The organism is Cystobacter fuscus (assembly GCF_002305875.1).
GTDB classification, from domain to species: domain Bacteria; phylum Myxococcota; class Myxococcia; order Myxococcales; family Myxococcaceae; genus Cystobacter; species Cystobacter fuscus_A.
The window spans coordinates 8,225,619-8,239,317 of record NZ_CP022098.1 but is presented as its reverse complement, the minus strand read 5'-3'; the positions used below and the strand labels follow the sequence as shown (position 1 = coordinate 8,239,317).

Annotated in this window: 17 protein-coding genes; 7 read left to right on the top strand and 10 right to left on the bottom strand. The window is 69.2% G+C overall.

What is annotated here, in order from left to right:
* Window positions 1-7: 7 nt before the first annotated feature.
* Both CYFUS_RS33160 and CYFUS_RS33155 read right to left on the bottom strand, forming a co-directional pair.
* Window positions 8-856 (bottom strand): alpha/beta fold hydrolase, encoded by an 849-nt coding sequence (locus tag CYFUS_RS33160; protein ID WP_095988869.1) that lies wholly within the window; start codon window positions 854-856, stop codon window positions 8-10.
* A 41-nt stretch (window positions 857-897) separates the two neighbouring features.
* Window positions 898-1,275, bottom strand: a complete 378-nt coding sequence (locus tag CYFUS_RS33155) for a cyclic nucleotide-binding/CBS domain-containing protein (protein WP_269770285.1) — start codon at window positions 1,273-1,275, stop codon at window positions 898-900.
* Between the two features lie 125 nt (window positions 1,276-1,400).
* On the opposite strand from CYFUS_RS33155, the gene CYFUS_RS33150 reads away from it, so the two are divergent.
* On the top strand, window positions 1,401-1,949 hold the full coding sequence (locus CYFUS_RS33150) for an isochorismatase family protein (RefSeq protein ID WP_095988867.1): 549 nt from the start codon (window positions 1,401-1,403) through the stop codon (window positions 1,947-1,949).
* 12 nt (window positions 1,950-1,961) lie between these two features.
* Here the strand turns inward: CYFUS_RS33150 and CYFUS_RS33145 are convergent, their stop codons facing one another.
* From CYFUS_RS33145 to CYFUS_RS33120, 6 genes are all read right to left on the bottom strand, one after another.
* Window positions 1,962-2,837, bottom strand: coding sequence for a metal ABC transporter permease (locus CYFUS_RS33145; RefSeq protein WP_095988866.1), 876 nt, complete (start codon window positions 2,835-2,837; stop codon window positions 1,962-1,964).
* Window positions 2,818-3,633, bottom strand: coding sequence for a metal ABC transporter ATP-binding protein (locus CYFUS_RS33140; protein WP_095988865.1), 816 nt, complete (start codon window positions 3,631-3,633; stop codon window positions 2,818-2,820). The genes CYFUS_RS33145 and CYFUS_RS33140 overlap by 20 nt, the downstream gene beginning before the upstream one ends.
* Complete coding sequence (locus CYFUS_RS33135; RefSeq protein WP_095988864.1) at window positions 3,623-4,453, bottom strand: hypothetical protein; 831 nt, start codon at window positions 4,451-4,453, stop codon at window positions 3,623-3,625. Before CYFUS_RS33135 ends, CYFUS_RS33140 begins: the two co-directional genes overlap by 11 nt.
* 3 nt (window positions 4,454-4,456) lie before the next feature.
* Complete coding sequence (locus CYFUS_RS33130; RefSeq protein WP_095988863.1) at window positions 4,457-5,383, bottom strand: metal ABC transporter substrate-binding protein; 927 nt, start codon at window positions 5,381-5,383, stop codon at window positions 4,457-4,459.
* 26 nt (window positions 5,384-5,409) lie between these two features.
* A complete protein-coding gene (locus CYFUS_RS33125) occupies window positions 5,410-6,741 on the bottom strand; it encodes a zinc-regulated TonB-dependent outer membrane receptor (RefSeq protein WP_095988862.1) in 1,332 nt (443 codons plus the stop codon).
* A gap of 67 nt (window positions 6,742-6,808) precedes the next feature.
* On the bottom strand, window positions 6,809-7,228 hold the full coding sequence (locus CYFUS_RS33120; RefSeq protein ID WP_095988861.1) for a hypothetical protein: 420 nt from the start codon (window positions 7,226-7,228) through the stop codon (window positions 6,809-6,811).
* 220 nt (window positions 7,229-7,448) lie between these two features.
* Between CYFUS_RS33120 and folE the strand changes: the two genes are divergently transcribed.
* The 4 genes from folE (at window position 7,449) to CYFUS_RS33100 (ending at window position 11,284) form a co-directional block, all read left to right on the top strand.
* A complete protein-coding gene (folE, locus tag CYFUS_RS33115) occupies window positions 7,449-8,033 on the top strand; it encodes a GTP cyclohydrolase I (RefSeq protein WP_232536949.1) in 585 nt (194 codons plus the stop codon).
* 13 nt (window positions 8,034-8,046) lie between these two features.
* Complete coding sequence (locus CYFUS_RS33110) at window positions 8,047-9,477, top strand: FAD-binding oxidoreductase (RefSeq protein ID WP_095988859.1); 1,431 nt, start codon at window positions 8,047-8,049, stop codon at window positions 9,475-9,477.
* A gap of 206 nt (window positions 9,478-9,683) precedes the next feature.
* On the top strand, window positions 9,684-10,433 hold the full coding sequence (locus CYFUS_RS33105; protein ID WP_095988858.1) for a sigma-70 family RNA polymerase sigma factor: 750 nt from the start codon (window positions 9,684-9,686) through the stop codon (window positions 10,431-10,433).
* 110 nt (window positions 10,434-10,543) lie between these two features.
* Complete coding sequence (locus CYFUS_RS33100) at window positions 10,544-11,284, top strand: tetratricopeptide repeat protein (protein WP_095988857.1); 741 nt, start codon at window positions 10,544-10,546, stop codon at window positions 11,282-11,284.
* An 88-nt stretch (window positions 11,285-11,372) separates the two neighbouring features.
* Here the strand turns inward: CYFUS_RS33100 and CYFUS_RS33095 are convergent, their stop codons facing one another.
* Window positions 11,373-11,612 (bottom strand): twin-arginine translocase TatA/TatE family subunit, encoded by a 240-nt coding sequence (locus tag CYFUS_RS33095; RefSeq protein WP_095988856.1) that lies wholly within the window; start codon window positions 11,610-11,612, stop codon window positions 11,373-11,375.
* Between the two features lie 86 nt (window positions 11,613-11,698).
* Window positions 11,699-12,670, bottom strand: a complete 972-nt coding sequence (locus CYFUS_RS33090; RefSeq protein ID WP_095988855.1) for a sensor histidine kinase — start codon at window positions 12,668-12,670, stop codon at window positions 11,699-11,701.
* A gap of 229 nt (window positions 12,671-12,899) precedes the next feature.
* Between CYFUS_RS33090 and CYFUS_RS33085 the strand changes: the two genes are divergently transcribed.
* A complete protein-coding gene (locus tag CYFUS_RS33085; RefSeq protein WP_002624101.1) occupies window positions 12,900-13,271 on the top strand; it encodes a response regulator in 372 nt (123 codons plus the stop codon).
* A gap of 86 nt (window positions 13,272-13,357) precedes the next feature.
* A complete protein-coding gene (locus tag CYFUS_RS33080; RefSeq protein ID WP_095988854.1) occupies window positions 13,358-13,684 on the top strand; it encodes an SCP2 sterol-binding domain-containing protein in 327 nt (108 codons plus the stop codon).
* Window positions 13,685-13,699 lie beyond the last annotated feature (15 nt).

Below are 13,699 nucleotides of genomic sequence, written 5' to 3'. Positions count from 1 at the left end.
CGCGCGCTCAGGCCGGCGGGGGCACACCCACCCTGTCGAGGAAGGCCTGGAGGCGCTGGCCACACGCCTCGGGCCGTTCCAGCGGGAAGAGGTGGGTGCCGGGCATCTCCCCGGTCTCGACCTCGGGGCGTGTGCGGCGCACCCGGGCCAGGGCCGCGGGGGTGAGCGTGTCCGAGTCCTGGGCGCGCAGCACGAGCATCGGCTCCTTCACCTCGCGCAACCACCGCCACGGGGAGTGGGGGGCCGTCTCGAAGACGCGCGCCTCCCAGGCCGTGGGGATGGTGAGCCGCATCCCTCCGCCGGGGACGTCCGTGAGGCCATGGGTGAGGTAGTCCTGGAAGCAGTCGGGATCGAAGTGCCGGAAGAGGGCCTTCTTGCGGTAGCTCGTGGCGGCCTCCTCGCGCGAATTCCACTGCTCGCGGCGCCGGTGGGCGAGGCTGGCCGGAGGCACGCGGCCGGCCAGTCCGAGCAGCCCGATCACCTGGAAGAACAGGGCGGGTCCACCCGTGAACAGCACGGGATCCAACATCACCACGCCCCGGAAGAGCCCCGGGTGCTTCGCCGCGGCGATCATCGTGGCCACGCCGCCCATGCTGTGCCCCACGCCGACCACGCCCGACAGCCCCCGGGCGAGCAGGGCTCCGGCGAGATCGTCGGCCAGGTCTTCCCAGTTGCGCAGGGACCGGGGATGCATTCCCGGCACGAGCCAGCGGCTTTGCTGGGTGAGCACGTGCGCGCGGGGCGTGAGGGTCTGGAGGAACTTGCGGTAGCTGCCCGGCGGGAAGCCATTGGCATGCGCGAAGTGCAGCACGGGGCCATCGCCGCCCCAGTCATCCAGTCGCAGAGGTTCGCTCATCGCGCCCTCCCATACCGCGAGGGCGCCTCCCTGTCTCGCCCTCAACCCACCCGGGGCGGCTCGTCGAGATCCCTCGCGAGGTAGCGGATGACGTCCGCGGGCGTGATGATGCCCAGCAGTTGCTCCTCACGCACCACGGGCAGGTGGTGGACGCCATGCTTGCGAAAGAGCGCCATCACCTCGTCGGTGGTCTCGAATTCGTTCACCGTGTATACGGGCGAGGTCATCAGCTCGCGCGCCGTGGTGTCCAGCGGCTGGTCCGCCAGGAGCGCATTGAGGATGTCGGGCTCGCTGATGATGCCCAACACGCGCCCCTCGTCGTCCGTCACCGGTGTGCCGGCGATGTGGGCATCGGCCAGCAGCAGGGCGACCTCCGAGAGCGGAGTATCCAGGAATACGGACTTCACGGGCGCGGTCATCAGTTGGCGAGCGTGTCCCTTCATCTCCATGACATTGGTCACGCGTCTGGGGGTCGTCAATCACCCGGCCCTTGAATCTCGGGATGCTTGACGGTTGGGGTGGGGCTCGGGGAGACACGGGGCCCATGCCCACCTTCCGGCTCCAGAGGGATCGAACCTCGCTCCTCGTCGTCGATGTCCAGGAGCGGCTGTGCGGCGCCATGGCGAACGACGCGCTCGAGCGGATGCTCAACCGCGTCAACGCCGCCATCGAGGGCGCCCGGGCGTTGGCGCTGCCCGTGCTCGTCACCGAGCAGTACCCCAAGGGCCTGGGGTCCACGCACTCCCTGGTGAAGGCGCGCCTGGGCGACTTCTCCGCCGTGGAGAAGCGGGAGTTCAGCGCCTGCGTGCCCGACGTGGTGATGGGGCTCGGCGCCCGCGAGCAGGTGCTGGTCGTGGGCATGGAGACCCACGTGTGTGTCTTCCAGACGGTGCGCGCGCTGGTGGAGCGGGGCTTCACGCCGTTCGTCTGCGCGGACGCGGTGCTCTCGCGCCACCCCGAGGACCGGCGCGTGGGCCTGGAGGCGTGCCGCGACGTGGGCGCTCGCCTGCTCACCGTGGAACTGGCGCTCTTCGATCTGCTCGGGAGCGCGGACGCCCCCGAGTTCAAGAAGATCTCCGCCGCGGTGCGCTGAGCGCCCGGAGCCTCAGCCCCGGGAGCGGGTGACGAACTGCTTCACGCCGCGCACCCCGAAGGCCAGCGCCACGATCGCGGTCGCGAGCACCGTCTGCGAGCCTCCCACGGGGAAGTTGTAGAAGTAGGCGAAGAGGTAGCCGCCCAGTCCCGAGATGGCGCCCGCGAGCGTGGACAACAGGAAGGTCCATGGCAGGCGCAGGTCCAGCATCAGCGCGGCGAGCGCCGAGAGGATGGAGAAGGCGAACACCGGCAGCGCGCCGAGTGCCCGCGCCGACACGCCCACCATCAGGCCGATGGAGATCATCAACACCGCGTCGAGCATGCGCACCGGCAGCCCCTGCACGTGCGCGCCGATGCGATCGAAGCTGGCGAAGGTGAGGCCGCGGAACCACCACAGGTGGATGAAGAGGATGAGGGCGCCCGCCCACGCGACCGCGAGCAGTTGGGGGCGCTCCACGAGCACCGCCGTGCCGAAGAGGATGCCCTGGATGTCATGGGCCTCCTGGGAGATGCGATCGCCCACGAGGATGGCCGCGCCGCCGGTGAACGCATAGGCCAGGCCGAGCAGGCTCTCCCGCGTGAGCCGCAGCCGCGCCGGATCCATCATCAACAGCATCGTGGCCACCAGCGCGAGCGCCACCGCGCCCAGCGTGGGATCCACGTGCATGCCCAGGTGGATCTCCGCGTAGAAGGCGAGCGCCACGCCCAGGCCCGCCGACTGCGTCACCGCGGCGCTGACGAACACCATGCGCCGCAACACCACGTAGACGCCCAGGAAGCCGAGCACGCTGCCGGCGATGAGCGCGCACAGCATGGGATCGCGGAACAGCTCGTAGGCGTCCCAGAACTGGGCCCAGGAGGAGGGACTAACCGACTGTGGGTCCACGGGGATGTCCTGAGGGCGGATGACGGGGGCAGTACTCGTCGCCGTACTGGCGGCGGAAGGCAGGATGGCAGAAGACCGTGTCCGCGTCGCCCAGGACCACGGAGCTGGTCTCCCGATCCACGAAGAGGAGCTGATCGGCGGACTCGGCGGCCACGCGCAGGTCGTGACTCACCACCACCACCGCGAGCCCATGCTCATGCGCCAGCTCCGCCAGGCGCTTCATCGTCTCGCGCTCGGCCACCGCGTCCATGGCGGCCGTGGGCTCGTCGAGCAGCACCAGGTCCGCCTCGGTGGCGAGCACGCGCGCGAGCAGGGCGCGCTGCTTCTGTCCCTCGGACAGCTCGCGGTAGGGGCGGTGGGCGATGGGCAGGGCCCCGGCGGTGTCCAGCGCCCGCTCCACCGCGCGTCGATCCCCCCGTGCGCCGAAGGGCCAGAGGAAGTTCCACCCGGAGATCCGCCCCCAGCGCACCAGCTCCCCCGCGCGCACGGGCAGCAGCGCGTCGATGCCCGAGGTCTGTGGCACGTACGCGCTCTTCACATGCGGGCTGGAGCGGTACACCCGGCCGGACACTGGCGGCAGGAGGCCCAGCAACGTCTTGAACCACGTGCTCTTGCCCGAGCCGTTGCGGCCGATGACCGCCAGGAAGGTGCCCCGACGCACCTGGAAGTCCACGGGCGGCAGCATCGGCTTGCCGTCGTAGCCGATCACCAGATCCTCGCAGCACAGGATCACGTCCTTCGTGTGCTCGTGCGAGTGCTTGTGCTCCGTCTCCGCCACCACGGGCTCATTCTCCACGGGACACCTCCGCTTGGGGCTTGAGCTGGGACAGCCGCTCCACCAGGGCCGTGCGTGCGTTGTTGTCGAACTCCATCCGGTCGTCCTTCACGAGCGTGCCCCAGTCCACCGGGTCGAACAGCGCGGCGGTGAGCACCAGGTCCAGGCGCAGCTTCGCCTCGGGCGGGGTCGTACGGTCCGAGGGCAGGTCCACCGCGCCGGTGAGGATCGCCACGGGGGCGTCCGTGGTCGTATCGGTGGGGAGCTCCAGCACGAAGGGGCGCTCGCCCTGGAAGCGCGCGGGGACGCGCGAGTCGCGCACGGTGCCCACGAGCCGCAGGGACGCCACCGACCAACGGCCCTGGGACACCTGGGTCTGGGGCAGTGCGCACTCGGGTGCGCATGCCATCGTGCGCGTCTCGGGGGCGAGCAGATCCAACGGCCCTTCCGTGGCGAGTGTCACCACGGCGCTCGTGCCGCCTCCGCCTCCCATCTCCGCGGCTATCTGCTCATAGGGAATGAGGGCGCCGTCGTCGCGGTGGCAGTGGCCGCCGTGGCACAGCGAGTAGCCCGGAGGCGGGCGGGACGGGTCGAACGTCGTGCCCGAGCCCGAACCCGAGGCGCTGGCGAGCAGCTCGATGCCGGACAGCCGCATGGAGGCCGAGTCCAGGCGCACCTGGTAGTCCGAGCTCAAGCGTTGGTAGCCGTCGCTCGCGGCGCGGGAGGCGAGGGGCTCGTAGGCGACGCGCACGGAGGGCTCGACGACGGCGAAGCCCTGGCCGGGCTCCCAGGCACAGCCACCGAGGGCGAGGCCCCACACGAGGAGGAGGGAGCGGCGCATGGTTCAGCTCCCCTGGCCCTTCAGGCCCTTCTCCAGCCGGGTCACCAGGTCCTCGATGTGCTGGAGGTACGTCTCTCCTCCCCGGAAGTTGGTGCCGCCCGGGAGGACGACGAGGGGAGCGGGGATTTTATCCGCCACCAGCTTGGAGGTGCTGGCGGGGTAGTACTCCTCGCGCAGCACCATCCGCGCCTTGCGCTGGCGGGCCTGTGCGAGCACCTGGGCCACGTGGGCGGGCGTGGGCGGGATGCCGGGCTTGGGCTCGAGGTAGGCGATGGTGTCGAAGCCCAGCCACGCGGACAGGTAGGCCGTGGTCCGGTGGTAGGCGACGACGGGCGTGCCCTTGAGTCCGGCCAGCCGCTGCTGCCAGGCGGGGATGGCCTTCTTCAGCTCGTCGGTGAACTTTGTCAGGTTGGCGCGGTAGGCCTCCGCGTTCTTCGCATCCAGGGCGATCATCTTCTCGGCGATCCCCTGGGCGACCGCGAGGCCGACGTTCGGGTCATAGAGATAGTGCGGGTTGCCGCCCGGGTGCACGTCGCCATTGCTGCGATCCGTGGGGGTCTGGGGCACCTCGCGCTTGTTGACGACGAACTGGGACACGTCCAGGAAGCCGGGACCGCTGGAGAGGATGCGCTGATTGCGCGCGCCATTCTGGAGCGTGGGCAACCAGCCGATCTCCAGCTCCAGGCCGACGGAGAGCAGCAGATCGGCGCGGTTGAGCTCGAGCGCCAGATTGGGCCTGGCGTCCACGAAGTGGGGATCCTGGGTGGACAGCGCCATGGCGGTGACCTGGACGTGCTCGCCGCCCACGGCCTTGGCGAGCGCGGCGAGGTCGGGCAGCGTGGCGACCACCTTCAGGTCGGCGCGGGCGGGAAGGGACAGCAGGCAGCAGAGGGCGGCGCTCAGGGCCGCGAGGAATCGGAAGGGGCTCATCGAGGGCTCCAGTGCGGGAAGGGGATTCAGAAGGCGTGAGCGCCGTGCGCGCCCATCACCACTTCGAGTGCGAGGAAGACCGAGGTGTCCGGACGCTCCCGCCAGCCGACGAGGTCCGTGGCGGCTTGCAGGCGCAGGCGGGAGAACTCGGTGGGCCAGAAGGTGACGTTGGCCGAGATGCGCTGGCGGTTGGCGGTCCAGTCGGGATCGAGTGCGTCGTTGGCGATGGCGCCCGCGAGGTTGCGCGCGGGAGTGCCGAACTCGTAGCGGCCGGCGGCGGCCCACCGCTGGGAGAAGCGCCAGAGGACCTGGCCGTAGCCGCTGAGATCCGAGATGACGTCCTGGGGCACCTGCCGGCGCCGGTAGAACAGCTCGCCCTGGAGGGCCACGATGGTGGAGTTGCCTCCGGAGAGGGGCCGGTACTTGAGGTACACGTCGGTGCCGAACACGTCGGCGCGGTTGCGGTAGCCGGTGGGGGTGGGCCCATCCGCGGCTGACAGGCCCCAGACGAGCGACAGCTCATCACTCAGCGGGAAGAACTGCTTCACCGCGCCGGTGAACTGGAAGTCGAGCGGTGAGCTGACTCCTCCGCCCCCGGCGCCGAGGAAGCTGCGCGCGGTGCTCCCGCCGCTGGCATCGGTGACGGAGCCCACGACTTCCAGGAACCAGGGCAGCGGCGCGAGCCAGGAGGCCTCCACGCCCAGTCCGCGGTTGCCTTCACCGCCGAAGACGCGGCCGAGTGCGAAGGGCTGGTCCACGAAGTCCCAGCTATGTGGGTGGGTGGAGTTGAGCCGGCCGAAGAGGGTGAGGAACTGGCCGGCGCGCAGCTGGAGGTTGGCGGGCAGGGCGGTGGTGGCGGCGTACGCCTCCTCCACCTCGACGCCGAACTGGCTGAAGACGATGTTGCCGGTGAAGCGGAAGTAGGGATCCACCGCCGTGTTCAACGACATCTCCAACTGCTGGAGGTTGAAGCCGTTGGCGGTGGGATCATGCCCGCCCGACTGCAGGGGCTCCTTCGAGCTGAAGGCGGCTCCCGCCACGTCGAGGATGAAGGACAGCTCCAGTCCGCGGAAGTTGATGTTGCTCGGGCTGATCACCACCCCACTGGGATTGGAACTGGCGGGGGGAGTGGTCGCGGCGGGGGGCGTGCCCTCCTGGGCGGCGGTAGCGGCGTCCTGGCCGAGCGCCGACTCGATGTCCTTCAAGTCGTCGGCGGACAGCCCCGGGTCCTCGGAGGGGGCAGGGGTCTCCGGGGAAGAGGGGGGAGGCGCGGCCGGCTCCTGCGCGGACGCGGACAGCGGGAGGGACAAGGACAGACAGGCGATGATGCCGGCGAGCCGGCACGACGGAAGGGACACGTGATACTCCTCGAACCAGGACGTCGCCCGGGGGCGGACGTCGACCCAAGACCTCGCTTCGACGCGGCTAGGCGCGCGCCGGAGGAGACACCTTGGGCGCCAGGTCGAGGACGGACAGCGAGGACAGCGCTCGGGGAGACTCGCTGACGGGTGGGTTCACCTCGATGCAGGTCGCGACGAGGGTCGCCGCCGGCGCGGGGTTCCCGGCCCATTGGGGGCGCTCGCTGGAGGAGAGGACGTCGCACGTCTCGTGCCGCAGTGCGCCCTCGGATGCGGCCGACTGCCGCTCCACGGCCCGTTCTTCCTGGAAGCGCACCCAGCGTACGGAGCCTCCGCTGGAAGGGGCCTCCTCGAGGGCGCCGTGCACGGCACAGTAGCGGTGCGAGTGACCCTGGAAGTGCGCGAGGGCGAGCACGGACTGGAGCACCCAGAGCACCACCAGCAGGGGGGCGATGAGGGGTCCAGCAGTATGGGCTCGGGAGCGCATGGGCCAGGGGATCAGAGGGCTCTACTGACGCGCCCGGAGCGTGTCAAGGGTGGGAGGGTGAACGGCGGGACGCGCTCTTCATTCCGGGGGCGGGTCTTCCCGGGAGATCCCACGCGGGCTTCGCTATAGGTTGCACCCGCTGTCGTGTTGGGGTCCAAGGGAACGACCAGGAGGTGTGTCAGTGGGAAATCGCCGAGTCACGAAGGAGGGCGCGCGGGTCGTGAAGCCGGATCGGGCCGCCATGGCCGTGGCCATCCAGGACTTCCTGCGCGCGGCGGGACTTTCCCAGGAGGCGGATCCCAACCTCCACGAGACGCCGGAGCGGGTGGCGGAGGCGTGGGCGACGGAGTTCCTCGACGGCTACGCCCAGACGCCCGAGGAGGCGCTGGGGGAGTTGATTCGCGCGCCGCGGGGCTCGTCCGGGGAGCTGGTGGTGGTGACGGACCTGCGCTTCCAGTCCATGTGTCCGCACCACCTGCTGCCCTTCGAGGGCCGGGCCCACGTGGCCTATGTGCCGGCGAAGTGGGTGGTGGGCTTCGGGCGGCTGAGCACGCTGGTGGACTGCTTCGCGCACCGGCTCATCCTCCAGGAGGACCTGGCGCGCGAGGTGGCCGCGTCGTTGGCGAGCGTGCTCGGCAGCCCCGCCACCGCCTGCATCATCGAGGCGGAGCAGGCGTGCCTGCGCATTCGGGGGCCCCGGCAGCGGGATGCTCGCACGCACGCGGAGGCGTATGAAGGTTTGTTGCGACGGGACGGAGCCATGCGCCGGGAGTTGTGGACGCGCCTGGCGCTCCCGCGCCGATGAAGGAGGGAGCGGCATGAGCCTGCCCGCGGAGCGTACCTTTCCGAGACCCGATCCCGCGCTGATGGAGCGAGCCCACGCGGCGCTGGTGGCGGTGCTGTCCGGGGGCCAGGTGCGCCGCGACGCGCCCACCCTGGAGCGCTACGCCCGGGACGAGTCCGACTCGGGCGTCTATCCCCCGGACCTCGTGGTGTTTCCCGAGGACACGGTCCAGGTGTCCGCCGTCTTCCGCACCTGCCAGTCGCTCGGTGTGCCCTTCACGCCCTGTGGGGCGCGCAGTGGCAAGAGTGGTGGCTCGCTGCCCCTACGAGGCGGCGTGGCGGTGAGCCTGGAGCGCATGAACCGCATCCTCTCGGTGTCGGTGGAGGACATGACGGCGGTGGCTCAGCCGGGCGTCATCACCGGTGACTTCATGAAGGCGGTGGAAGCCCAGGGGCTCTTCTATCCACCGGACCCGAACTCCTGGGAGTTCTGCACCCTGGGCGGCAACGTGGCGGAGAACGCTGGAGGCCCGCGGGCGCTCAAGTATGGCGTCACCCGGGACTACGTCATCGGCCTGGAGTGGGTGCTGCCCTCGGGCGAGGTGCTGCGCGTGGGCCGCCGCACGCTCAAGGGCGTGGCGGGCTACGATCTGGTGGGCCTGTTCGTGGGCTCGGAGGGAACGCTCGGGGTGGCCACGGAGATCACCGTCCAGCTCGTGCCCCGGCCCCGGTACGTGAAGACGGCTCTCGTCGTCTTCGATTCGGTGTACGCCGCCGCGCGCGCCATCACCACCGTCCTGAAGGAGGGAATCCTCCCCCGGACGTTGGAGCTCCTCGATGACACGGCCCTTCACGCCGTGCGTCATCGCGGCTTTCCCTTCCCCGAGGGCGCGGGAGCGGCCGTCATCGCCGAGGTGGATGGCAACGTGGAGGAGGGCCTGTTCGCGGAGCTCACCTGGCTCGGGGAGATCTGCGAGCGGGAGGGGGCGCGGGAGGTGCTCGTGGCCCAGGACGAGTCCCAACGGGAGCGGCTGTGGACGGCGCGCCGCCTGGTCTCCCCGGCCCTCCGGGCCTTGCGGCCTCACAAGATTTCCGAGGACATCGCCGTTCCCCGCTCCCGTATTCCCGACATCATCCGGGCGCTCAAGGACATGGGTGAGGAGCTCGGTCTGCTCGTCGCCACCTACGGCCACGCGGGAGACGGCAACCTGCACGCCAACCTGCTCTACGACGGTCCGCACCAGCGCGCGCTCGTGGAGAAGGGCATCCAACGGATGTTGGAAATCACCGTCGCCATGGGTGGCACCATCACAGGCGAGCATGGTGTGGGACACGCCAAGCGGGAATATCTGGCGATGGAGCAGTCCGAGGGCGTCCTCTCCCTGCAACGCCGGCTGAAGGAATTCTTCGACCCTTCGGGGCTCCTGAATCCGGAGAAGATCTTTCCAGCGCCCAGGCGGCCGTGACGCTATGGAAGGAGTGGGTTCGTTTCACTCCAAGTCGTTGGAGCGAACATTGTCGTGCGACTTGTGGACAGGGTAAGCAGAACAAATACTTCCCTGTTGTGGAACCGAGAAACCCTCCGGGCCGTCATGCGTCTTAACTCCAAGAGTGGACGCGGAGACGGGGGTGGGCGCGTCCGAATCGTGAAGGCAACGGAGGACGCGAAATCATGGCAACCAGGACGATGAAGTACGGAGCCGAGGGCCTTTCGCACTATCTGCGTCACCTCGGGGATCACACGCAGTTGACCCGGGAGCAGGAGTACGAGCTGGCTGGGCGTGCCCGCAAGGGCGATGAAGCGGCGCGGCAGACGCTCGCCACGAGCAACCTGGCGTTCGTGGTGGCGGTGGCCAAGAAGTTCGCCAACCGTGGGGCTCGCCTGGATGACCTCATCCAGGAGGGCAACGTGGGCTTGATGAAGGCCATCGAGCACTTCGATCCGAAGAAGAACGTGCGCTTCGCCACCTACGCGGTGTGGTGGATCCGCGCCTACATCACCCGCTACCTCAAGGACAACCGCAGCCAGGTGCGCGGCGGCGAGGCCGAGCGCGGCAGCATGATGGACTTCTCGCTCGACGCGAGCATCGACGAGGAAGGCGAGACGACCTTCCTGGATCGGCTGGAGGACTCGGGGCCGTCGCCCCAGGCCATCTTCCTGTCGCGCGAGCAGGATGGGGAGGTTCAGGAGGCCCTGTCCAAGGTTCGCAAGCGCATTGGCGATCTGGGCTGGGACATCCTCCAGGAGCGGCTCACGCAGGACAAACCGCGCACGCTCGAGGAGCTGGGCCAGCGCTGGGGCGTGTCGCGCGAGCGCGTGCGGCAGGTGGAGCTCAAGACGAAGAACTTCCTCGAGCGCTACCTGGCGGCCTTCAACCAGGACGAGGAGTTCGACGCCGTCAACCCGGCCGACGCCGCCTGAGCGCGAGGGCGGGTTCCATGTTCACAGCTCATCGAGGCGGTCCTCGAGGTGCCTGAAGCACCGCGGGGGCCGCCTTCCTCGTTTGAAAATCGCGTGCTAACACGACGTGAATGCGCTCGCTTGCTCTCGCCCTCGTCCTGTTGATGGCCCTGCCCGGGCTGGCCGCCACCCCCGATGAACTGTCCGCGATGGACGCGCTGTACGCGAAGCGGGCGGACGGTGCCGTGGTGAAGCAGCTCGGCGAGACGTTGAACAAGGCACTCCAGGAGGCCCCCGAGGACTACGAGCTGTTGTGGCGCTCGGCCCGGCTCCTCCAGTGGCAGGCGGATGGCGCCACCGATTCGAAGACCAAGAAGAGCTTCGGCAAGCAGGCCTGGGAGATGGGAGACCGCGCGCGCAAGGTGGCGCCCGGGCGCGTCGAGGGCCACTACTTCTCCGCCGCGGGCATCGGCTCCTACTCGCAGGCGGTGGGCATCCTCACGGCGCTGGGCGAGGGCCTGGAGGGCAAGTACAACGAGCGCCTGGACACGGCGATCAAGCTCGATCCCCAGTACGACTTCGGCGCGCCGCTGCTCATCAAGGGGCGCTACCACTACGAGCTGCCCTGGCCCAAGCGGGACTTGAAGAAGTCCGCCGCGCTCTACCAGAAGGTGCTCGAGGCGCACCCCGGCAACCTGCGCGCGTGGATGTTCCTGGCCGACACGCTCCTCGCGCAGGGCGAGGAGAAACAGGCGCACGAGGCCATCCTCAAGGTCTTCCAGGGCAGCGTGGCGTATGACCCCGCCGAGGGTCAGCGCGTCCAGGCCCAGGCGAAGGCGGTGCGGGCCCGCATCGAGGAGAAGCTCAAGTAGAGCGGGGGATGCAACGACGACGCCCGTGTCGCCCCCTCGTCTGGAGAGGAGCGCACGGGCGCGAGCCACATGACGTTCGCGGGAGGACTCAGCCCTGACGGCTGGCGCTGCGCGCGTTGGCGTCCTTCATGTCCACGCCATTGGAGCCCTCGGCGAAGGTCGGCGTGGGCTTCTTCTCCTCGGGCGCGGACTCCTCACCGCTGAAGCCCCGCTTGAAGTTGCGGATGGCGCTCCCCAGGGAAGAGCCCAGCTGCGGCAGGCGCGAGCCTCCGAAGAGGAGGAGCAGCGCCCCCATGATCAACAGAATCTCCATCGGTTTCAGACCCATCGCGCCCTCCTTGGCACAAACCGGCGCCACAGGATAGCCCCATGTGGGGTGGGTCGCCAGCAAGACACGCGTGCTTTACACCTGGACTACACCTGGACGCCCGCGGAGGTAGCGAGCATGGCGGGCAGGGTGAGGTAGAGCGTCGTGCCGCCCGCGTCGCTGCTCGCCCCCACCGAGCCTCCCAGCGCCTCCACTTCCTGTTGAGCGAGCGCCAGGCGCAGCGGATCCTCCAGCTTCTTCTCGCGGAAGGCGCGCTCCTCCCGGGCGAACACCAGGGCGAGCTCCTCGTCCGGTACGGGGATCCCATCCCGCCGGACCTCCACTCGCAGCCACTGTCCCTGGAGCTGGACCCTCACCCGGAGTTGTTCTCCGGCATGGGCGCGCAGCAGATGGTGGCGGATGAAGGCCTCCACGGCGTGCTGGACGCGCCCCGCGTCCACATCCACCTCGGGCAGGGGACCGCCCGGCAGCTCCAGGCCGAGCGCCACGCTGGCCGTGCCCGCCGCCTCCAGGTGGCGCTCCACCGCGGCGGTAAGCAGGGGCTCGAGCGGCTGCCGCTCCCGCTCGCACGCCAGCATGCCCAGATCGGCCCGGCTCGCGTCGAAGAAGTCCTGGGAGAACGACAGGGCCTTGTCGGTGTTGCGCAGGATGGTCTCCAACCCACGCCTGGCCTTGGCCTCCAGGGGGATGCGGCCGTTGAGCAGCAGGGCCGCGTAGGAGCGCACGTTGGCCAGCGCGCCCCGGAGATCGTGCGAGGCCATGCCCAGGTAGCGCACGCGGCGGTGGATGAGCGTCGCGTCGTCTTCCTGGAGCTGGGCCCATACCAGCCGCGCGCCATCGCCCATGGGCCGCTCGCCCACCCGCAGCAGCCGATCCTCGCGCTCCCACAGCTCTCCGCCCGCCCGGGGGAGGAAGCCCGCCGCCTCCATCAGCTCCGCCACGGATCCCACGGTCTCGGGCAGACGCTCCAGTCCCAGCTGGGCGCTCAGCCGCTCGTCCAGGGGCTGGAGCTGGCCGCGCCGTGACAGGATGGCGAAGCCAGGCTCGTCGGCGCCCATCGCCCCGGGTCTTTCCAACTCACACCTCACGCCTGCCCTCTCCTGGTCCATGGGTTGATGTACAGAGTGGGTCGGCTCTGTCACTTTTGCAACGAGCCTGCTGCGCCGCTCCACGGACCGGCTGATTTCCCCCGCACCTTGACGCGCCTTGGGGGAAAATCGAGCCCGCGCATCACTTGAGGAGAAGAATCTGTCTTCCGCCAATCTTCAGCCCCAGGATTCCCACGTCGTGCTGGTGGTCGATGACGACCCCGACATCCTCGAGGCCCTGTCGGAAATCCTCGAGGCCGAGGGCTTCGAGATCCGCCGGGCACGCAATGGCAAGGAGGCTCTCGAACGGCTCGAGCCCGATCCCCCCCAGCTCATCCTGTTGGATCTGATGATGCCGGTGATGGACGGCTGGGAGTTCGCCCAGCGCATGCGCCAGCGGCCCAGCGTGGCCCACATCCCCATCATCGTCCTGAGCGCCGACCGCAACGTGGGCCTCAAGGCCACGGACATCGGCGCCACGGGCCACCTGGCCAAGCCCTTCGAATTGAGTGATCTGCTCGACATGGTCCGCCGGGCCCTGGCCAGCGGCACGCGCGGCACCGCTCGCTGAACCCGCTTGCTGGCTTGACCTCCTCGGGACCCATCATTACGGTCCTGCCCGGCATTGATTCACCAATCAATCCCCAAGGAGCAAGCATGAACTCGAAGGACATCATCGAGAGCCGCATCCCGAGCATCCTCAAGGAGAAGCCGGAGCTGGCCAAGGAGATCAACGCGGTCATCCACTTCGACATCAGTGGCGACAACGGCGGCAAGTGGACGCTGGACTGTACCAAGCCCGAGGGCTGGGTGTCCGAGGGCATCAACGGCGCGTCCAAGATGACCGTCTACATGAGCAACGACGACTTCGTGAAGATCACCGAGAAGAAGCTCAACTCGCAGATGGCCGCCATGCAGGGGAAGATCAAGTTCAAGCCCATGGACATGGGCCTCGCCATGAAGCTGGCGAAGCTGCTGGGCTAGACTCACCGGAAGCCG

Excerpts from the sequence above, each read along its gene's own strand:
- CYFUS_RS33095 (WP_095988856.1), bottom strand. The coding sequence starts at position 11,612 with ATGGGTCTGAAACCGATGGAGATTCTGTTGATCATGGGGGCGCTGCTC.
- CYFUS_RS33155 (WP_269770285.1), bottom strand. The coding sequence starts at position 1,275 with ATGACCGCGCCCGTGAAGTCCGTATTCCTGGATACTCCGCTCTCGGAG.
- CYFUS_RS33150 (WP_095988867.1), top strand. The coding sequence starts at position 1,401 with ATGCCCACCTTCCGGCTCCAGAGGGATCGAACCTCGCTCCTCGTCGTC.
- CYFUS_RS33130 (WP_095988863.1), bottom strand. The coding sequence starts at position 5,383 with ATGAGCCCCTTCCGATTCCTCGCGGCCCTGAGCGCCGCCCTCTGCTGC.
- CYFUS_RS33110 (WP_095988859.1), top strand. The coding sequence starts at position 8,047 with ATGAGCCTGCCCGCGGAGCGTACCTTTCCGAGACCCGATCCCGCGCTG.
- CYFUS_RS33100 (WP_095988857.1), top strand. The coding sequence starts at position 10,544 with ATGCGCTCGCTTGCTCTCGCCCTCGTCCTGTTGATGGCCCTGCCCGGG.
- CYFUS_RS33105 (WP_095988858.1), top strand. The coding sequence starts at position 9,684 with ATGGCAACCAGGACGATGAAGTACGGAGCCGAGGGCCTTTCGCACTAT.
- CYFUS_RS33120 (WP_095988861.1), bottom strand. The coding sequence starts at position 7,228 with ATGCGCTCCCGAGCCCATACTGCTGGACCCCTCATCGCCCCCCTGCTG.
- CYFUS_RS33090 (WP_095988855.1), bottom strand. The coding sequence starts at position 12,670 with ATGGGCGCCGACGAGCCTGGCTTCGCCATCCTGTCACGGCGCGGCCAG.
- CYFUS_RS33135 (WP_095988864.1), bottom strand. The coding sequence starts at position 4,453 with ATGCGCCGCTCCCTCCTCCTCGTGTGGGGCCTCGCCCTCGGTGGCTGT.
- CYFUS_RS33080 (WP_095988854.1), top strand. The coding sequence starts at position 13,358 with ATGAACTCGAAGGACATCATCGAGAGCCGCATCCCGAGCATCCTCAAG.
- CYFUS_RS33160 (WP_095988869.1), bottom strand. The coding sequence starts at position 856 with ATGAGCGAACCTCTGCGACTGGATGACTGGGGCGGCGATGGCCCCGTG.